The sequence below is a fragment of the Nocardiopsis coralliicola genome, assembly GCF_054779695.1.
Genome location: NZ_BAAGXT010000070.1, coordinates 1 through 18,506 on the forward strand (window position 1 = coordinate 1; position 18,506 = coordinate 18,506).

Sequence of the window (18,506 nt, forward strand, 5' to 3'; positions counted from 1 at the left end):
CGGTGCGGCCGGCTCGCGCCGCTCGGCGGGCACGCTGTCGACGTGCACCGGCCCGTCGGCGCGCAGCGGCTCGGGCGGGCCGGTGCGCCGCGGCGCGAACGGCGTCACGGTCGCCGGGGCGGGCGGGGCGGGCGGTGCGGGCTCTGCTTCGGGGGAGGAGAACCGCACGGCTTCCTCGTCGGCCGGGGCGACGGTGCGCCGCCGCGGCTCGTACGACCAGTGCGCGGTGCGCTCCTGGCCGCCGAGGAGGAAGGCGAGCCGCAGCTGCCAGGTGTTGTCCTCGCGCTTCCAGGAATCCCAGGCGGCGTTGCCCGTCTCCAGCTGGTGCGCGCCGATCCGGCCGGTGACCACGTCGCCCAGCGTCTGCCCGGGGGCGGCGTCGCCGGGGCCGATCACCGTGGCGCGCTGCGCCTGCTGCGCCATGTACTCGCGTTCCTGCAGCACGGGGCTTTCGAACCAGCGGACCCGCTCAAGGGGGATCCCGGAGAGCTCGGCGATGGCCTCGGCCGTCTCACCGGAGCGGATCCGTGCCTGGATTTCCTTTGGGCGCAACGGATTCTCCACTTCGATCTCGTACTGGCCGAGCCGGGAGAACTGGCCGCGTACCGCGGCGCGGAGCCGGTCGTCGACGGGCAGGGTGAAGCGGGTGCCGCGGCCGGCGCCGGACAGCACCAGATAGGTGCCGTCCTCGCTCACGGCCACGAGGCGAAGCTCCTGCATCGCCCTCCCTTTCACGTTCCCGCCGAGGGTGGGGCCTCGGCCGTCCCCCGCGTTCTCAGTGTCCTGGGCTACCGGGCGTTCGGCCAGTACCCCGCCCGGCATGTTCGAACCGCTGCACGGCAGCGCGCCGCCGCCTCGGGCCGGCCCGCCCCCGTGCCATCTTGGCACGGCAGGGGCCGGGGGGATCGGAACGGCGGCCCGCGGCGCACAGCACCGCCGGGCGCTGGGCAGATGCTATCTCGCGCGGGCCCGGGGGGCGCAGAGCGCGGCGCAGGGTGATTCATTCAATGCCGGGGCTTAACGGGAACTTAGAGCGGCTTCGCGTAGTTTGTGGCATTACGGCGGCGGTGTTATCGGTCTGTGATGCGAAATAGGGTTTCGCCGCGCGTTCGGGGGATGCGCCCTGCGGGGCAGGGGACGCGCGCGCCCGCCGCCGACATACATGGGGGTTTGCAGCAGAGATGAACCGGTCTGACGAGCACGATGCCGGCGCCGGCGGGGACGGCGCCGATGGGGGGCGTGCCCGGGACGCGGAGCACGGCGGCGGGGGCGGCGGCAAGAGCCGCATCAACCTCTCGGCCCCGCAGGTGGTGGCCGGCGGCGTCGCCACGCTGACCGCCGCGACCGCAGCCTCCTACCTGGGCGTGTACGGGACCATCGCCGGCGCCGCAGTGATGAGCGTGCTCAGCACCGCCGGCACCGCCGTCACCCAGCACTTCCTGGAGCAGAGCCAGGTGAAGGCCAAGGAGAAGGCGAAGGAGGTCGCCGACCGCGCCAAGACGGTTGCCGCACCGCGCGGCCACACCCAGCACGGCGGCCGCGCCGGACCGCGCGACGCAGGCCAGCGCGGCGCGGCCGCAGCGGGCCCGGCCGGATCCGGCCAGGCGGCGGACCCGGACGCTACGGCGGCTTTCGGCCGCGGGGAAGCGGGCGGGGACGTGTTCGCGCAGACCGAAGCGTGGGACCCGCGCAACGACGCCACCCGCGCCATGCCCGCGGTCGGCGCGGACGCCGGGGACACCGCTCCCGCCGGCGGGGCGGACGGCGCCACCCGGCGCCTGGACGCGGCAGGCGGGGGAGCGGCCCGCGGCGGTGGGCTGCCGGGTGCCGACGGCGGCCCGGACGGCGGAGAGGAGCAGCAGAGCTTCTGGCGGCGGTACCGGATGCCGCTGATCGCCGGCGCAGTGCTTTTCGTCGGCGTGATGCTGGTGATCCTCGTGTTCGAGCTGCTCACCGGCAGGTCGCTGTCGGACACCGTGCAGGGGCGCGACGGCGGTTCCAGCCCGTCGATCCTCGGCGGGGTCGAGCAGACCGACCAGCCCGGCAGCCAGGACTCCGGCCCCGACTCCGAGCCCGGCACCGGCCCGGACGGCGACGGCGGCCAGGACGGCGACAGCACCGACCAGCCCGGCGGCGGCCAGGAGACGGCCGATCCGGGCGGCGGCCAGGACACCGGCGAGCCCGGCGGCGGCCAGGAGACGAGCGATCCGGGCGGCGGCCAGGACACCGGCGAGCCCGGCGGCGACCAGGACACCGGCGACCCCGGCAGCGGGGACGACGGCGGGTCCAACGACCAGCCCGGCGGCGGCCAGAACCAGCAGCCCGACTCCGGCCAGGGCGGCGGAGCAGTGCTGGAGGCCCCGGAAGGCGGCGTCGGGTAGCGCCGCCGCCCAGCGGGGGGCGCTCGCGGAGCGGCGGGGCGCGCGGTGCATCCGGGGCCCGTTCGCCGTGCGCAGCGGCTGCCGTGGGCCGGTGGCGGGGGCGCGCCGGCGGATCGCGGCGACCGGATGCGGCGGCTGCAGGAGAACCGGTGCGCAGTGGCGCACGGGTCCAGCCCGGGGGCGCTTCCGCTCCGGCGGGCCGCCTTCTCGCGTGCGGCCGGGGGCCGCGGCGCCGTGCGCTCTGCTCGCCGCCCGCAGCACTGTCCGCACGCGCCGCGCCCGGGAGCTGCCGGTCGGCCTGGGCCGCCGGCAGGCGGGCCGCTGGGGGCCCGGCGGCGGGCGCCGGTGCCGGGGAGCGGGCCTGCCAAGGCCGGGCGGCCTGCAGCGGTGGGACCGCCTCCGCCCCGGGGGAGCGCCGTTCGCGGTGCTCGTCGCGCGGCGGTGCACCCCCTCCGCCGCGCAGCGGGCGCAGCGCAGCCGCCGGCTTGCCCGGGTGGCAGCTCCCCCTGCTCCGTCCAGAGTGCTGCGGAAGGGAGTACCGCTCGGCCCCGGCCCGAGGGCGGGTCAGGGGCCGAAGACGCGGCGGGTGTAGTCGTTGGCGAAGCGGCGGTCGGGGTCCATGCGGTCGCGGACGGCCATGGCGTCGGCGAAGCGCGGGTAGAGGCCGGCGAGCTCGTCGGCGGTGCGGGTGTGCATCTTGCCCCAGTGCGGGCGGCCGTCCACCGACCGGAAGACCGCCTCGGCGTCGGCGAAGTACGCCGCGTACGGCGCACCCCGGTAGACGTGCACGGCAACGTAGGCGGTGTCGCGGCCGTAGGCCGTCGACAGCCACACCTCGTCGGCCGGCGCGAACCGGACCTCCACCGGGAAGCTGATCCGGTGCCGGCCCCGGTCGACCAGCGCCCGCAGCTCGGCGAGCACCTCCGGCAGCGCCTCGGCCGGGACGGCGTACTCCATCTCCACGAAGCGCACCCGCCGCGGCGACGCGAACACCCGGTGCGCCGCGTCGGTGTAGGAGCGCGCCGACAGCGCCCGCGCGCTCACCTGGTTCACCGCCGGGATGATCCCCGGTGCGCGCCGCGCCGCGCGGTTGACCCCCTCGAAGACCGTGTTGGACAGGAACTCCTCGTCCAGCCACGCGCGCAGGCGCGGAGGCGGCGCCGCGGGGCCGGCGGAGCGGTTGTTCCGCTTCGTGTTGGTCATCCGGGTGTGCGGGAACCAGAAGAACTCGAAGTGCTCGTTGTCCGCGCGCAGCTCCGGCAGCCGGTCCAGTACCTCGGTGAGCGGCATCGGCTCCTCGCGCGCGTGCAGCAGGAACGCCGGCTCCACCGCCATCGTCAGCGCGGTGGCCACGCCGAACGCGCCGAGGCCCACCCGGCACGCGTGGAACAGGTCGGGATCGTCCTCGGCCGAGCAGCGCACCAGCGAGCCGTCGCCCGCCACCAGCTCGACCCCGGTGACCTGCGCCGCCATCCCGCCGGTGTCGCGGCCCGTGCCGTGCGTGCCGGTCTGCACGGCGCCGGCCGCGGTCTGCACCGCGATGTCGCCCATGTTCGCCAGGCCCGCGCCGGCGGCGGCGAGCGCCTCGTTGGCGTCGCACAGCGGCATGCCCGCGGCGATCTCGGCGCGGCCCGCGGCCAGGTCGATCGAGCGGACGCCGCTGAGCGCGTCCGGCAGCAGCATGAGGCCGTCGGTGACGGCGGCGTCGGTGAAGGAGTGCCCGGTGCCGACCATCCGCACCTGCAGGGACGCGCCGGCGGCGGCGCGCACGGCGTCGGCCACCTCGGCGGCGCTGTTGGGGGTAGCGGTCCTGCGCGGGGCGGCGGTGTGGGTACCGGCCCATGTGTGCCACTGCACAGTCGTCATGCCCCGGGAGGTTACTCCCCGGTACACCGCTGCCGCGAGAGGGGGTTGCGCAGCGCGGCCACCCGCACCGCTGTGCCCGCCAGCCGCTCCGGTGACGTGCGCGGATGCCCGGCCCGCGCAGCGTGACACCCCTAACGCCGGGGGTGGCCGGAACGGCGCCGGGCAGCTGGTTTCATGGATCCCATGAGGCCCTACGACGCTTTCCTGCTGATCTCCTTCGGCGGACCCGAGGCCGAGGACGACGTCATCCCGTTCCTGGAGAACGTCACCCGCGGCCGGGGCATCCCCCGGGAGCGGCTCGCCGAGGTCGGCGAGCACTACTACCTCTTCGGCGGAGTCAGTCCCATCAACGGGCAGTGCCGCGCGCTGCTCGAGGCGGTCCGCGCCGACTTCGCCGGCAGCGGTGTCGACCTGCCCGTGTACTGGGGCAACCGGTTCTGGCAGCCGATGCTCACCGACACGGTGCGGCAGATGGCCGAGGACGGGGTGCGCCGCGTCGTCGCCCTGGCCACCTCCGCCTACAGCAACTGGTCGAGCCACCGCGCCTACCTGGAGGACATCGAGCGCGCTCGCGCCGAGGCCGGCCCGGACGCGCCGGAGATCGAGCTGATCGCCCCCTTCTACGACCACCCCGGGTTCATCGAGCCGCTCGTCGAGCACACCCGCGCCGCCCTGGACCGCCTCCCCGCCGACCAGCGCGCCGGCGCCCGGCTGCTCTACTCCGCGCACTCGGTGCCCACCGCGATGGCCGACGCCAGCGGCCCGCCCGGGCTCTTCGGCGCCGGCGGCGCCTACGCGGCCCAGCTCGCCGAGGTGGCCCGCCTGGTCACCGAGCGGCTCGGCGGAGCCGACGCGGAGCTGCACCACGAGGTCGTCTACCAGAGCCGCAGCGGTCCGCCCACCCAGCCGTGGCTGGAGCCGGACATCAACGACCGGCTCACCGAGCTCGCCAAGGAGGGCACCACGGCCGTCGTGGTCATCCCGCACGGGTTCGTCTCCGACCACATGGAAGTGGTCTACGACCTCGACCACGAAGCCGCCGACACCGCGGCCGGACTCGGCCTGGCCTACGAGCGCGCGCTCAGCCCCGGCACCCACCCCGCGTTCGTCCGGATGGTCCGCGAGCTGGTTGCGGCGCAGACGGCGGGGACCGAGCCGGAGCGGCTGGGGAGCCTGCCGCGCACCGGCATGTGCGGGCCGGAGTGCTGCCTCCAGCGGTGACCGGGCAGCGCCGCCCGGATAGGGTCGAGCGCGATCGCGCCCGCCGGAACACGGAGGCACTGCATGGACCGCTCCTGGTACGAGCTCGCCGACTATGTGGCACTGCGAAGGGTGACCGGGCTCCGGCTCGCGCCGGACGGCTCCCGCCTGGTCGCCACCGTCAGCGGTCTTCGGCCGGGCGGCGCGGAGTACGGGACCGCCCTGTGGGAGATCGACCCGCAGGGCGCCGCTGAGCCGCGCCGCCTCACCCGCTCGGCCGAGGGCGAAGCCGCGCCGGAGTTCCTGCCCGACGGGTCGCTGCTGTTCAGCTCCAAGCGCCCGGACGCCACCGCCGCCGAGCCGGGCGGCGACTCCGCCGCGCTGTGGCTGCTGCCGGCCGGCGGCGGCGAGGCCCGGCGGGTGGCCCAGCGCCCCGGCGGCATCTCCGGGGCCGCGGTCGCGCGCGACGCCGGAACGGTGGCCTTCCTCTCCGACACGCTGGCGGCAGCGGTACCCGGTTCCGCCGCGCCCGCGGCCGGCGGCACTGACGGCACTGACGCCGCCGCGCGCGCCGCGCGGACCGAGGCCGGGGTCAGCGCGATCCTGCACGAGTCCTTCCCGATCCGGTACTGGGACCGCGACCTCGGCCCCGGGCGGCCCCGGCTGTTCGCCGCCGCACCCCCGACCGCCGCGGACGCCGCCCTCGGCGCGCCCGCCGAGCTCACCCCCGACCCGGGCGCCGCGCTGCTGGGCGCCGCGCCCGCGCTCTCCCCGGACGGCCGCACCGCCGTCACCGAGTGGAGCGTGCCCGCCGGCCGCGGCACCCGCCGCTCCGCCCTGGTCGCCCTGGACACCGCCACCGGCGCCCAGCGCACCCTCGCCGAGGACGCCGCCGACGACTTCGCCGCACCCGCGGTCTCCCCGGACGGGGGCACGGTCGCCGCCCTCCGCACCAGTGACGGCACCCCCGGCGGCGAGCCGCGGACCGCCACGCTCTGGCTGATCGACCTCGCCACCGGCGCCGGGCGCGACGGCCTGCCCGGCAGCGAGCTGTGGCCGCGCGAGCTCGCCTGGTCCGCTGACTCCGCCGCGGTGTTCTTCATCGCCGACGACCACGGCCGCCGCCCCGTCTACCGGCTCGACCTCGCCTCCGGCACCGTCGCCCGGGTCACCGGCGAGGGCGCCTACAGCGCGCTGCAGCCCGCTCCGGACGGCTCCGCGCTGTTTGCGCTGCGCGACTCCTGGGACGAGCCGCCCACACCGGTCCGCATCGCCCTGGACGGCGCCGCGGGGGAGGGGGAGCCGGTCCGGCTCCCGGCGCCCGACCTGCCGCTGGACATGCCCGGCCGGCTCACCGAGGTGCACGCCACCGCCGACGACGGCACCCCGGTCCGCTCCTGGCTGGTGCTGCCCGCGGCCGCCTCGGCCAGCGCGCCCGCGCCGCTGCTGCTGTGGATCCATGGCGGCCCCTACATGAGCTTCAACGGCTGGTCCTGGCGGTGGAACCCGTGGCTGATGGCGGCCCGCGGCTACGCCGTGCTGCTGCCCGACCCGGCGCTGTCGACCGGCTACGGCCAGGACATGCTGCGCCGCGCCTGGGGCACCTGGGGCCCGCGGGTGCAGGCCGACCTGCTCGCCGCCGTCGACGCGGCGGCCGCCCGCGGCGACGTCGACGGCGAGCGCACCGCAGCGATGGGCGGCTCCTTCGGCGGCTACATGGCCAACTGGCTGGCCGGCCACACCGACCGGTTCCGCGCCATCGTCACCCACGCCTCGCTGTGGGACCTGGAAGGGTTCGCCGGCCGGACCGACATGCCGCCCGCCTGGCTCTCCGAGTTCGGCGACCCCGAGAAGGACCCGGAGCGCTACGCAGCGGCCTCGCCGCACCGCGCCGCCGACGACGTGCGCACGCCCATGCTGGTGATCCACGGCGACAAGGACTACCGGGTACCGGTCGGCGAAGGGCTGCGCCTCTGGTGGGACCTGATGCACCGCGAGGTCGACGCCAAGTTCCTCTACTTCCCCGACGAGAACCACTGGGTGCTCAGCCCGGGCAACATCCAGGTCTGGTACGCGACGGTCGCCGCGTTCCTCGACCACCACGTGCTGGGCGCCGCGTGGCGCCGACCGGAGCTGCTGTAGTACCGCAGTACCGCCGCGCCACTGCTGCGGTGCGTCCAGCACCGCGGCAGCCAACGGTGCGCAGGCGGCCGGCGCCCGCCAGCGCGGGCGGCCGGCAGGAGATGCGGGGCGCCCCGCCCGGGGCGTCCGAGCGGTGCGGCCAACCGGGCCGCACCGGCCAGCGGAGTGAGCAGACGAGCAGGGGGACCACGGTGGAAGAGCTGTCGGCACTCGCGGCCGAAGTGGCGCGCGAAGCGGGCGAGGTCGCGGCCGAGGGGCAGGAGGGGATCGGGGTGCTCGACACCAAGAGCACGCCGACCGACGTCGTCACCGCGATGGACCGGCGGTGCGAGGAGCTGATCCGCGAACGGCTGCTCAAGGCCCGCCCCGGGGACGCCTTCCTCGGGGAGGAGGGCGGTGAAGACCCCGGTGTCCCGGCGGCGGTCGGCGAGTCCGCCGTCCGCTGGATCGTCGACCCGATCGACGGGACCGTGAACTACCTCTACGGCCGGGACGAATGGGCCGTCAGCATCGCGGCCGAGGTGGACGGCGAGGTCGTGGCCGGCGCGGTCTGCGCGCCGCGCACGGGAGAGCTGTTCACCGCCGAGCGCGGCGGCGGCGCCCGACTGAACGGCCGGCCGGTCACCGCCGGTGCTGCGCCGGCGCTGGGGATGGCGCTCGTCGCGACCGGCTTCGGCTACGACCCGCAGCGCCGCGCGCACCAGGGCGAGGTACTGGGCGCAGTGCTGCCGCGGGTCCGGGACATCCGCCGCAACGGGTCGGCGGCGATCGACCTGTGCGGGCTGGCGTGCGGCCGCGCCGACGCCTTCTACGAGCGCGGCCTCAACCGGTGGGACTGGGCGGCCGGCGCCCTCGTGGCGGAGGAGGCCGGCATCGCCGTCGGCGGCCTGCACGGCGCCCCGGGCAGCACCGACCTGTTCATCGCCGCCGGTCCCGGTCTGTTCGAGGAGCTGCACGACCTCCTGGCACCGCTGGGGGCCGACACCGACGGCCGCTGACCGGGGCCTCCCCGGCGGTCCCGGCGGCGCCGGGCGGGAAAGCAGCCTCGCTCGACCCGCCCGCCCCGTCCGTCGCCCAATTCAGGGCGGCCCCTTCAGCGCAGCAGTGCATGTCCTGAATGCGCCCCGGCACGGCACGGCGCGGCCGGGCGCTGCAGGCCGGAGAAAACAGATCCGGGAAGGTGCCGCGCACTCAGGCTGCGGCGCCTTCCCGGACCGTACTGCTGGTTCTGCCGGCGTGCTCGATCAGCGGCCGTCGGAGACGCCGTTGCGCGCGGCGATGCGCTGGAGGTCCTCGAGCTCACTGGTGTGCACGTCGGCGAGGAACTCGTCCCCGGCGGCATGCGCGGCATGGAGCGAAGTCGTGGTCTCCGCGATGCGGACGTTGATCTGCGCGAGGAACTCGCCCATCTTCACCTCACTCATGTGTGCTGGTCCGGCGTGCACCGGTCACGGCGCTGTGACACGGCGGAAAGCCCCCGGCTGGCCGGGAGGCGGTCGATCGGAGCGGAGGTCCCGCGTCTGCGGAGGATCGCGGGCGCCCGCGGATGCTTGCCATACCCGCCCCCGCGCCCCGGCCAAACGCGGCCGCGGCGCCGAAACCGATCCGTGATGCGCCGCCGCGGCGTGCTGCCGGTGCCGGGGGTGCGGTGGACCTGTCTCCGGGGTGCGGGCGGTGCTCCGCGGGCGGATTCCGTGCCCGATCTGCTCGCCGGACCATGGTCGCAAGGGTGTGCGGCACTTCTCATCCGGGGGTGCATTTTTCCGCTCGGGCGGGTATCACTCCAGGGCACAAGGGTGCGCGGCGCGGCAGGCCGGTGCGGTCTACTCCATCGCCGGATGTCTTCACGAGTGCTTACTTCTTTCTTATCCTGGATGTGTCAGATTCGAGATGTGCGGGGTGAACGGTCCCCGCCGGCGGTTGGGGGATGCGCCGGCGGGGGCTCCCGTGCGAGATGGGACTTCGGCGCCCGCTCCGTTGGGGGACGGGTGCGGGGCCGGTCCCTGATCTCCCGGCGGCCCTCGTGCCGCACGGCCCGCAGATCGCGGAGACCGGTAGAGTCCGGTGTCCCCGCAGATCGCGGCGGGGGTGTTTACCCCGCCCTTATCCGGGCCGTGCGATAACCGATGGTGCGGCCGGGGCCATAGACGCCGCTGCCGGTGTGTTGGGGGATGCGCCGGCAGCGGCTTTTTCTGCCTCCGCAAGGAACGAAGGGTGTCGTGCGCGTACTGGTGGTCGAGGACGAGCAGGTCCTCGCGGACACGATCGCGGTGGGGCTCCGGCGGGAATCCATGGCGGTCGACGTGGTCTACGACGGCGACAGCGCCCTTGAGCGCGCCGACGTCAACGACTACGACGTCGTCGTCCTCGACCGCGACCTTCCCGGGGTGCACGGCGACGACGTCGCCCGCTCCCTCGTCGAGCGCGCCTACGCCGGCCGTATCCTGATGCTCACCGCCTCCAGCCAACTGGAGGACCGGGTCGAGGGCCTCACCCTCGGCGCCGACGACTACATGGCCAAGCCGTTCGCGTTCGCCGAGCTCATCGCGCGGGTGCGCGCGCTCGCCCGGCGGGCCGCGCCGCCGCTGCCGCCGGTGCTCAACCGGAGCGGGATCACGCTCGACCCGGCCAACCACACCGTCGAGCGCGACGGCCGGTCCGTCCCGCTCACGCCCAAGGAGTTCGCCGTACTGGAGGTGCTGATGCGCGCCAACGGCACCGTGGTCAGCGCCGAAGGGCTGCTGGAGAAGGCCTGGGACGAGAACGCCGACCCGTTCACCAACGTCGTCCGGGTCACCGTGATGACCCTGCGCAAGAAGCTCGGCGATCCGCCGGTGGTGCACACGGTCCCCGGCGCCGGGTACCGGCTGTGAGCGGCGGCCGCGAACCCGGCCGCGCCCCCCGGGCCGCGGCCGGCGGCCCGGACGCCGAGGACGGCCCGGCTGCGGCTCCCGCGGGCCCCGGCGAGGTGCCCGCCACCCCGCCCGGCGAGACCGGCACCTGGCGGCGGCTCTCCGCGCCGCCCGCCATCTCCGCCGCCGGAACCGGACCCGCCGCCACCGGCCATGACGCGGGCGGAACCGGGGGCGGGGGCTCGACCGCCGTCCCGCCGCCCGGCAGCGCGCCGGCCCGCCCGCCGGCCGGCCCGGGCCCCTCACTCGGGGCGTCGGTCAGCGAAGGCGTGCACCGGTTCACCGACAACATCAGCCTGCGCGCCCGGCTCACCCTCATCTACGGGATGCTGTTCTTCGCCGCGGGCTCGCTGCTCGTCCTGCTCAACTACGTCATCGTCGCCGGCGTCCTGGACAGCCTCACCTTCCGCACCAGCGCCGGCTACACGATGGACCCGGCCGAAGCGGACCGGATCAAGAACGCCTTCATCGAGGACCTGCTCGCCCAGCTCACCCGGTTCTCGGTGCTGGCGCTGGCCGTCGTCGGGCTCCTCGCCGTCGGGCTCGGCTATGCGGTGGCCGGCCGCGCGCTGTCGCCGCTGCAGAAGATCACCCGCACCGCGCGCCGGCTCTCCGAGCGCTCCCTGCACGAGCGGATCGCCCTGGGCGGCCCGGACGACGAGATCCGCGAGCTCGCCGACACCTTCGACGACATGCTGGAGCGGCTCGACCGCGCCTTCGACGGCCAGCGCCGGTTCGTCGCCAACGCCTCGCACGAACTGCGCACGCCGCTGGCCATCAACCGGACCCTGCTGGAGGTCGCACTCAGCGACCCGGAGGCCTCCGCCGACCTCAAATCGGTCGGCCGTACCCTGCTGGAGACCAACTCCCGGCACGAGCGGCTCATCGACGGCCTCCTCTTCCTCGCCAAGAGCGACCGCGAACTCGAAGTCCGCACCTCGGTCGACCTGGGCGAAGTCGCCGGAACCGTGCTCAGCCAGCACGCCGGCGCCCTGGAGGAGGCCGGCTTGGCGGTCCGGACCGACCTGCGCCCGGCCCAGGCCAGCGGCGACCCGGTGCTGCTGGAGCGGCTGGTCGGCAATCTGGTGGAGAACGCCCACCGCTACAACACCGAGGACGGCGAGATCACCGTCCGCAGCGGCATGTACGAAGGCCGGCCCGCCGTCCAGGTGGAGAACTCCGGACCGGTGGTCGCGGCCTACGAGATCGAGGGGCTGTTCGAGCCGTTCCGCAGATCCAGCGGCAACCGGGTGGCCTCCGGCAAGAGCGCCGGACTCGGGCTGTCCATCGTGCGATCGGTGGTGCGCGCCCACGGCGGCGCGGTCAGTGTCTGGCCGCGCGCCGGCGGCGGCCTCGTGGTGACCGTCACCCTGCCCGACCCCGCCGCGCGGGACTGATCCGGCGCCCGGGCCGCTCCCCGGCCGGCTCCGGACCGGGGGGCTGCGCCTCCGAAAGGGCGGTCCGTCCGGAGTAGGACGGCGCAGGCGGCTGCGACCCGCTTCCTTCCGTGATATCTATACGTGTCCGACGACACGGCCACCCCGCGTCCCGGCGGGTCGGCGGGGTGGGTATGCTCTCCCGGGCGTGCGCGCGGAACAGATGCGGCCCAGTGCGACCAAGCGGCCACATCTGCACCGACCTCGCACGACGCACTGCAGCGTGCGCCGGTGCGGGGCCGTGCAAGGGGGGCGTGTGCCGGTGCCGCTCCGGCGGCGGGGGACGCCGGGACGCGCGGTCCGTCCGGGTCCGGCCGGGTACTCCGGCGGCCGGAGGACGGCGTGCGGGGTCACAGTCCACTTACGCCGCAGAGGTTTTCCGGCCGAACCGGGCACAAGATCGGCCTCCCGTGCGTTACACCCGCGCGACGAGGCATAAAACGAGGGGGATGGAGCAGATGGCGACCGACTACGACAGCCCGCGCAAGACCGACGAGGACATGAACGAGGACAGCCTGCAGGAACTGCAGGCACGGCGCGTCGACAAGGGCACCGGCACCATCGACGTCGACCCGGACGAGGTCGCCGAGGGCATGGAGCTCCCCGGCGCAGACCTGTCCGGTGAGGAGCTGGCGGTCCGGGTGCTCCCGCGCCAGGCCGACGAGTTCACCTGCTCCCGCTGCTTCCTGGTGCACCACCGCAGCCAGCTCGCAGAGGAGCGCAAGGGCAAGCTCGTCTGCAAGGAGTGCGCCTGAGCCGGGCGTCCTCCTCCTCATCGTTCAGCCGGTCGGCCTGCCACGAACCGATGCGTCCCCTGCCCTTCGGGCATCAGGGGGCGCATCGTCCTTTTCCGGGCCTGGCGCGGCTGCGGTGCCGCGGTGAGAAGGCCGCGGCGGCGCACCTGGCCGCCGCCCGCGCTGCTCAGCGCCCGCAGCGCAGGCCCCGGCCGTTGCGCGCCGGGCCCCGCGGAATCCGGTGCCGCCCGCAACCGTTGGCCTGGGGGAGAGGAGCCGCTGATGAAGAGCGATGAGACCCCCCGTCCCGAGACCCCTGAGCCCGAGCAGTCCCCCGGTACCGAACTGGTCCCGGTCGGCGACGACATCGGAGCCCTGGTCGGGCGGGCCGCAGCCGACGACGGGACCGACGCGCGCACCCGCGCCGGCCTCATCGGCCGCGCCGCAGCGGCCCTCGCCCGCAGCGCCCGCGCAGCCGGACTGCGCAGCGCCGCCGGCGGCCGCTGGCTCACCGACGTGTTCGTCGACGAGGTGGCGCCGCGCATCCAGGTGCGCGACCTGGAGACCCTTGCCCGCCACCACGGCGGGCTCACCGGCGAAGAGCTCGCCGACGCCCTCGTCCGCAACGCCTCCCGCAGTACCACGGCGGTCGGCGCCGCCGGCGGGGCGCTGGCCGCCGTCCAGTTCACGGCGCCGCCGCTGCTGCTCACCGCGCCCGCCCAGCTCGCCGCCGAGGCCCTGGTCGTCGCCGCCGTCGAGGTCAAGCTGACCGCCGAGCTCCACGAGGTCTACGGCCGCCCCGCCGCCGGGACCGGGCTGCGCCGCACCGCCGGCCACCTCACCGCCTGGGCGCAGCGCCGCGGCATCGACCCCGCCGACGTGGGCCGCTCCGCCACCCTGGCGCTGGGCGCCGCGGCGAAGGCGGCCCTGCGCCGCCGGCTGCTGGCCCTGATGGGCCGCCATCTGACGACGCTCGGTCCCTACCTCTCCGGCGCTGCCGCGGGCGGCGCCGTGAACCGGACGGCGACCCTGGCGCTGGCGCGCGCGGTGCGCGAGGACCTGCGGACCGGCCCGCCCGCGGTGGAGCGCGGTGGCCGGGCGGTGTCTGCGGGGGAGCGGTAGGCCCGCCGGCGCAGCCCGGCGCGCCGCCGTGCCGGCGGCCCCGGGTCCCGGGGGCAGCGCGGGGCACGGATACGAGAAGGGCCGGCCGGGGCTCCCCGGCCGGCCCTCCACGCGGTTCGGGCGGCTACAGGTCGGGCGCCTCGATGCTGCTGCGCCGGCCGATGCTGCGCCGGGCAGCGCGGACCGCCAGCACCCGGGCCACCTCCATGCCGACGCCCGTCACCGCGGCCCAGCCGATCGCCTCGCCGAGGCTGATGTCCGGGGCCTCCGGGTCGGTCGGCGGCTCCTTGCCGGTGGCCTGGGTCCAGGCGAACGCGATCGCCTTGCGTGCCACGAAGCCGGCCGCGAGTGCGGCGGCGCCACCGGCGATCTGCGCCGCGAGATCGCCGTTCTTCTTCGCCATCGGATACCGGTCGCTTCCCTTGTCGTCGGGTGGATGCGCCCATCCTGCCACGGGGACCCCCGGGCGGTCCGGCGCCACCTGCCGCAGCGGCGCCGCCCGTCCGCGCGCGGGAGCGCCGGGAGAGGGCGGCGGGGCGCACGCGGCGCGGTGCGGCGGGGGTGCTCCGGCGGCGCACCGCGGGGGCGCCGCGGATTGTCCACAGGGCGCGGAAACCGGGAGCGATCAGGGGCGGAGAGCCAATACCATTGCCCCATGACCAACCGCTCTCGCTCCTTCCGCGTGCCCGACAAGCCTTCGCTCGACGGTATCGAGGCGAAATGGGTCGACGTATGGGACGAGTCCGGCGTCTACCGGTTCGACCGCACCCGTTCGCGCGAGCAGATCTACTCGATCGACACCCCGCCGCCGACGGTCTCGGGCTCGCTGCACATCGGCCACGCCTTCTCCTACACCCACACCGACCTCGTCGCCCGCTACCAGCGCATGCGCGGCAAGTCGGTCTTCTACCCCATGGGCTGGGACGATAACGGCCTGCCCACCGAGCGCCGGGTCCAGAACTACTACGGGGTCCGCTGCGACCCGTCGATCCCCTACGACCCGGATTTCGCCCCGCCCGCCAAGCCCGACCCCAAGCGGCAGGTCCCGGTGTCGCGGCGGAACTTCATCGAGCTGTGCGAGCGGCTCACCGCCGAAGACGAGAAGGTCTTCGAGGGCGTCTGGCGCCGGCTGGGCCTCAGCGTCGACTGGACCCACACCTACGCCACGATCGACGACGACTCCCGCGCCGCAGCCCAGCGGGCGTTCCTGCGCAACCTGGCGCGCGGCGAGGCGTACATGGCCGAGGCCCCCACCCTGTGGGACGTCACGTTCCGCACCGCCGTCGCGCAGGCCGAGCTGGAGGACCGCGAGCGCACCGGCGCCTACCACAAGGTCGCGTTCCACACGGCGGCCGGCGACCCGGTGCACATCGAGACCACCCGGCCCGAGCTCATTCCGGCCTGCGTCGCCCTCGTCGCCCACCCCGACGACGAGCGCTACGCCGGCCTGGTCGGCTCCACCGTGGTCTCGCCGCTGTTCGGCGTCGAGGTCCCGGTCCGCGCGCACCGCCTCGCCGAGCCCGAGAAGGGCACCGGCATCGCGATGATCTGCACCTTCGGCGACGTCACCGACGTCACCTGGTGGCGCGAGCTGCAGCTCGGGACCCGCCCGGTCATCGGCTGGGACGGCCGGATCATGGCCGAGCCGCCCCAGGGCATCGAGTCCGAGTCCGCGCGGGAGGCCTACGCCGCGCTGGCCGGCGCTACCGTGCACACCGCGCGCGAGCGCATCACCGGGCTGCTCCGCGACTCCGGCGACCTGGTCGGCGACCCGGTGCCCACCACCCGCCCGGTGAAGTTCTACGAGAAGGGCGACAAGCCGCTCGAGGTCGTCACCACCCGGCAGTGGTACATCCGCAACGGCGGCCGGGACACGGAGATCCGCGACCGCCTGCTGGCCCGCGGCCGCGAGCTCGACTGGCACCCCGAGCACATGCGCACCCGCTACGAGCACTGGGTCGAGGGCCTCAACGGCGACTGGCTCATCAGCCGCCAGCGGTTCTTCGGCGTGCCCTTCCCCGTCTGGTATCCGCTCGACGGCGACGGCAACCCCCGCTACGACGAGCCCCTGGTGCCCGAGGAGGCCGCGCTGCCGGTCGACCCGAGCTCGCAGGCGCCCGCCGGCTACACCGAGGAGCAGCGCGGTGTCGCCGGCGGCTTCACCGGCGACCCCGACGTGATGGACACCTGGGCCACCTCGTCGCTGTCGCCGCAGATCGCCGGCGGCTGGGAGCGCGACGCCGACCTGTTCTCCCGCGTCTTCCCGATGGACCTGCGCCCGCAGGGCCAGGACATCATCCGCACCTGGCTGTTCTCCACCGTGGTGCGCGCCGAGTTCGAGAACGGCAGCCTGCCCTGGCGCACCACCGCCATCTCCGGCTGGATCCTCGACCCGGACCGCAAGAAGATGTCGAAGTCCAAGGGCAACGTCGTCACGCCCATCGACCTCCTCGAGCGGTACAGCTCCGACGCCATCCGCTACTGGGCCGCCAACGGTCGGCTCGGCACCGACACGGCGCTGGACGAGGGCCAGATGAAGGTCGGCCGCCGCCTCTCCATCAAGATCCTCAACGCGACCAAGTTCGCGCTCTCGGTGGCCGGCGAGGACGCCTCCGACGACCCGGCAGCCGTCACCCAGCCGCTCGACCGGGCGATGCTGGCGGCGCTGGCCGACATCACCGAAGAGGCCACCGCCGCCTTCGAGAACTACGACCACACCCGCGCCCTGGAGCGGACCGAGCGCTTCTTCTGGGAGTTCTGCGACGACTACCTGGAGCTCGTCAAGGCGCGCGCCTACGACGAGGGCTCCGCCGAGGGCGCATCGGCCCGCACCGCGCTGCTCATCGCGCTGTCGGTGCTGCAGCGGCTGTTCGCGCCGTTCCTGCCGTTCGTCGCCGACGAGGTCTGGTCCTGGTGGCAGGAGGGCTCCGTGCACGCCGCCTCCTGGCCCGAGGCCGGTGCGGTGCGCGAGGCGGCCGGCGGCGCCTCCCCGGCGGTCCTCGCCGCGGCCTCCGACGTGCTGCGCGCGGTGCGCAAGGCGAAGTCCGAGGCGAAGCTGTCGATGCGCGCCGAGGTGGCGGCCGTCGCGGTCCGCGGCAAGGACATCGAGGACGCCCGCGTCGCAGCGGCCGACCTGGCCGCCGCCGGCCGGGCCGCACGGATGGAGTTCACCGCCGGCGACGAGCCGGAGCTGGCCGTCGAGGTCACCCTGCCCCCCGCCGAGGGCGCCTAGCGGTATTCCGCCGCGGCCGGTGGCAGCGCCGTCCGCCGCGGCGCGCCGGGCCCGTCCGGGCAGCGTCCCGGGCGGGCCCGCTGCGCGTGCACCCGCCGGGGTGCACGCCGGTACCGGGGCGCGGCGCTGCTGCGGCGGTGCGGCAGGCACTGCAGTAGGCTCGGCGGTTGTGAACAGTGATGCACCCGTCGACGTGCTCGTGCGGCGGCTCGACCCAGGACTGCCGCTGCCCGCCTACGCCCGCCCCGGCGACGCCGGCGCCGACCTGGTCAGCGCCGAGGACATCGAGCTGGCGCCCGGCGCGCGGGCCACGGTCGGCACCGGGATCGCGATCGCGCTGCCGGAGGGGTGGGCGGCGTTCGTCCACCCGCGCTCCGGGCTGGCCGCGCGGCACGGCGTGACGATCGTGAACGCCCCCGGCACCGTGGACGCCGGCTATCGCGGCGAGATCAAAGTGACGCTGCTGAACACCGACACCTCCGCGCCGGTCAAGCTGGCGCGCGGCGACCGGGTCGCGCAGCTGGTGGTCCAGCGGGTCGCGCGGGCGGTGTTCACCGAGGCGGCTGAGCTGCCCGCCTCCGAGCGGGGCGAGGGCGGCTTCGGCTCCACGGGCGGGTTCGGCGGCAGATGAGGCGAGCTGGAGAAGCAGGAGAGGTGTGAGGCGTGTTCGGACGCCGGAAGAACAAGAGCGGCGGCTCCGAGGGGGCCGATGAGGCCGCCACCGGGAACGACGCCGCGCCGGCCGAGGCCGAGCGCGAACCGAACCGGGTGCTGGGCCCGTGGGACGCGAGCGAGGACGTTCCGGAGATCCCCCGGGTCGATCTGGGCAGCCTGCGCGTCCCGGTGGGGGAGAAGACCCAGATCCGCTTCGACATGGTGCGCGACGACCGCATCATCGGCGTCTCCCTGATCGACGGCGCCTCCGCCGTCCAGGTGCAGGCCTTCGCGGCGCCGAAGTCCGGCGGCCTGTGGGACGAGATCCGCGGCGAGCTGCGCGAGCAGATCACCAAGCAGGGCGGCCGCAGCGAGGAGTTCGACGGCACGTTCGGCACCGAGCTGCGCGCCGTCGTCCCGGTGCAGGGCAAGACCACCGAGGACGGCCGCCCGCTGGGCCAGCGGATGCGCTTCCTCGGTGTCGACGGCCCGCGCTGGGTGCTCCGCGGCGTGATCCGCGGCGAGGGCGCTGCCAAGCCCGAGGTCATGCAGCAGGTCGAAGAGGTCTTCCAGAAGATCGTCGTCGTCCGCGGCGACGATCCGGTGCCGCCCCGGGAGATGCTCCCGATCACCGTGCCGCCGGAGATCCGCGACCAGGTCAAGGCCCAGCGCGACGCCCAGCGCGCCCAGCAGCAGGCTCAGGCCCGCGCCGGCCAGGACGGCCAGGCGCCGCCCCAGAGCTGACCGCCGCACTGCAGCCGCCGGCGCCGCCCGCCACGGGCGGCGCCGGCGGCTTTCGCGCGAGGGCCGCACCGCCGGCGGCTGGC

Annotated in this window: 15 protein-coding genes; 11 read left to right on the forward strand and 4 right to left on the reverse strand. The window is 75.3% G+C overall.

Annotated features, from left to right (window positions below; all coding sequences use genetic code 11):
- A partial coding sequence (gene sepH / locus ACYVGT_RS26925) for a septation protein SepH (protein ID WP_460863367.1) occupies window positions 1-720 on the reverse strand: 720 nt, incomplete at its 3' end.
- A 461-nt stretch (window positions 721-1,181) separates the two neighbouring features.
- On the opposite strand from sepH, the gene ACYVGT_RS26930 reads away from it, so the two are divergent.
- A complete protein-coding gene (locus ACYVGT_RS26930) occupies window positions 1,182-2,381 on the forward strand; it encodes a hypothetical protein (protein WP_460863369.1) in 1,200 nt (399 codons plus the stop codon).
- Between the two features lie 564 nt (window positions 2,382-2,945).
- On the opposite strand, the gene ACYVGT_RS26935 is transcribed toward ACYVGT_RS26930, so the two are convergent.
- Window positions 2,946-4,247 (reverse strand): D-arabinono-1,4-lactone oxidase, encoded by a 1,302-nt coding sequence (locus ACYVGT_RS26935; protein ID WP_460863373.1) that lies wholly within the window; start codon window positions 4,245-4,247, stop codon window positions 2,946-2,948.
- Between the two features lie 183 nt (window positions 4,248-4,430).
- Between ACYVGT_RS26935 and ACYVGT_RS26940 the strand changes: the two genes are divergently transcribed.
- From ACYVGT_RS26940 to ACYVGT_RS26950, 3 genes are all read left to right on the forward strand, one after another.
- Window positions 4,431-5,468 carry a ferrochelatase gene (locus ACYVGT_RS26940; RefSeq protein WP_460863377.1) on the forward strand — a complete coding sequence of 346 codons (1,038 nt, stop codon included), beginning with the start codon at window positions 4,431-4,433 and terminating at the stop codon, window positions 5,466-5,468.
- Between the two features lie 63 nt (window positions 5,469-5,531).
- On the forward strand, window positions 5,532-7,589 hold the full coding sequence (locus ACYVGT_RS26945) for a S9 family peptidase (RefSeq protein WP_460863379.1): 2,058 nt from the start codon (window positions 5,532-5,534) through the stop codon (window positions 7,587-7,589).
- A gap of 191 nt (window positions 7,590-7,780) precedes the next feature.
- Window positions 7,781-8,587 (forward strand): inositol monophosphatase family protein, encoded by an 807-nt coding sequence (locus tag ACYVGT_RS26950; RefSeq protein WP_460863381.1) that lies wholly within the window; start codon window positions 7,781-7,783, stop codon window positions 8,585-8,587.
- Window positions 8,588-8,833: 246 nt separating this feature from the next.
- Here the strand turns inward: ACYVGT_RS26950 and ACYVGT_RS26955 are convergent, their stop codons facing one another.
- Window positions 8,834-9,013 (reverse strand): hypothetical protein, encoded by a 180-nt coding sequence (locus tag ACYVGT_RS26955; protein ID WP_460863402.1) that lies wholly within the window; start codon window positions 9,011-9,013, stop codon window positions 8,834-8,836.
- A 795-nt stretch (window positions 9,014-9,808) separates the two neighbouring features.
- Here ACYVGT_RS26955 and ACYVGT_RS26960 point away from each other — a divergent pair.
- From ACYVGT_RS26960 to ACYVGT_RS26975, 4 genes are all read left to right on the forward strand, one after another.
- The gene (locus tag ACYVGT_RS26960; protein WP_460863383.1) at window positions 9,809-10,462 is read left to right on the forward strand and encodes a response regulator transcription factor; all 654 of its coding nucleotides are present in this window, start codon (window positions 9,809-9,811) and stop codon (window positions 10,460-10,462) included.
- 95 nt (window positions 10,463-10,557) lie between these two features.
- Window positions 10,558-11,898, forward strand: a complete 1,341-nt coding sequence (locus tag ACYVGT_RS26965; RefSeq protein ID WP_460863398.1) for a sensor histidine kinase — start codon at window positions 10,558-10,560, stop codon at window positions 11,896-11,898.
- 497 nt (window positions 11,899-12,395) lie between these two features.
- Window positions 12,396-12,692, forward strand: coding sequence for a DUF4193 domain-containing protein (locus tag ACYVGT_RS26970; RefSeq protein WP_460863401.1), 297 nt, complete (start codon window positions 12,396-12,398; stop codon window positions 12,690-12,692).
- A gap of 261 nt (window positions 12,693-12,953) precedes the next feature.
- A complete protein-coding gene (locus ACYVGT_RS26975; RefSeq protein WP_460863386.1) occupies window positions 12,954-13,793 on the forward strand; it encodes a hypothetical protein in 840 nt (279 codons plus the stop codon).
- A 124-nt stretch (window positions 13,794-13,917) separates the two neighbouring features.
- Here the strand turns inward: ACYVGT_RS26975 and ACYVGT_RS26980 are convergent, their stop codons facing one another.
- The gene (locus ACYVGT_RS26980) at window positions 13,918-14,196 is read right to left on the reverse strand and encodes a DUF4235 domain-containing protein (RefSeq protein WP_460863388.1); all 279 of its coding nucleotides are present in this window, start codon (window positions 14,194-14,196) and stop codon (window positions 13,918-13,920) included.
- Window positions 14,197-14,448: 252 nt separating this feature from the next.
- Between ACYVGT_RS26980 and valS the strand changes: the two genes are divergently transcribed.
- From valS to ACYVGT_RS26995, 3 genes are all read left to right on the forward strand, one after another.
- A complete protein-coding gene (valS, locus tag ACYVGT_RS26985; RefSeq protein WP_460863390.1) occupies window positions 14,449-17,025 on the forward strand; it encodes a valine--tRNA ligase in 2,577 nt (858 codons plus the stop codon).
- A 169-nt stretch (window positions 17,026-17,194) separates the two neighbouring features.
- Window positions 17,195-17,656 carry a dUTP diphosphatase gene (gene dut / locus ACYVGT_RS26990; RefSeq protein WP_460863393.1) on the forward strand — a complete coding sequence of 154 codons (462 nt, stop codon included), beginning with the start codon at window positions 17,195-17,197 and terminating at the stop codon, window positions 17,654-17,656.
- Between the two features lie 32 nt (window positions 17,657-17,688).
- Window positions 17,689-18,423 (forward strand): DUF3710 domain-containing protein, encoded by a 735-nt coding sequence (locus tag ACYVGT_RS26995; RefSeq protein WP_460863395.1) that lies wholly within the window; start codon window positions 17,689-17,691, stop codon window positions 18,421-18,423.
- The last annotated feature ends 83 nt before the right edge of the window (window positions 18,424-18,506 follow it).

Excerpts from the sequence above, each read along its gene's own strand:
- ACYVGT_RS26930 (WP_460863369.1), top strand. The coding sequence starts at position 1,182 with ATGAACCGGTCTGACGAGCACGATGCCGGCGCCGGCGGGGACGGCGCC.
- ACYVGT_RS26935 (WP_460863373.1), bottom strand. The coding sequence starts at position 4,247 with ATGACGACTGTGCAGTGGCACACATGGGCCGGTACCCACACCGCCGCC.
- ACYVGT_RS26940 (WP_460863377.1), top strand. The coding sequence starts at position 4,431 with ATGAGGCCCTACGACGCTTTCCTGCTGATCTCCTTCGGCGGACCCGAG.
- ACYVGT_RS26945 (WP_460863379.1), top strand. The coding sequence starts at position 5,532 with ATGGACCGCTCCTGGTACGAGCTCGCCGACTATGTGGCACTGCGAAGG.
- ACYVGT_RS26955 (WP_460863402.1), bottom strand. The coding sequence starts at position 9,013 with ATGAGTGAGGTGAAGATGGGCGAGTTCCTCGCGCAGATCAACGTCCGC.
- ACYVGT_RS26970 (WP_460863401.1), top strand. The coding sequence starts at position 12,396 with ATGGCGACCGACTACGACAGCCCGCGCAAGACCGACGAGGACATGAAC.
- ACYVGT_RS26975 (WP_460863386.1), top strand. The coding sequence starts at position 12,954 with ATGAAGAGCGATGAGACCCCCCGTCCCGAGACCCCTGAGCCCGAGCAG.
- ACYVGT_RS26980 (WP_460863388.1), bottom strand. The coding sequence starts at position 14,196 with ATGGCGAAGAAGAACGGCGATCTCGCGGCGCAGATCGCCGGTGGCGCC.
- valS (WP_460863390.1), top strand. The coding sequence starts at position 14,449 with ATGACCAACCGCTCTCGCTCCTTCCGCGTGCCCGACAAGCCTTCGCTC.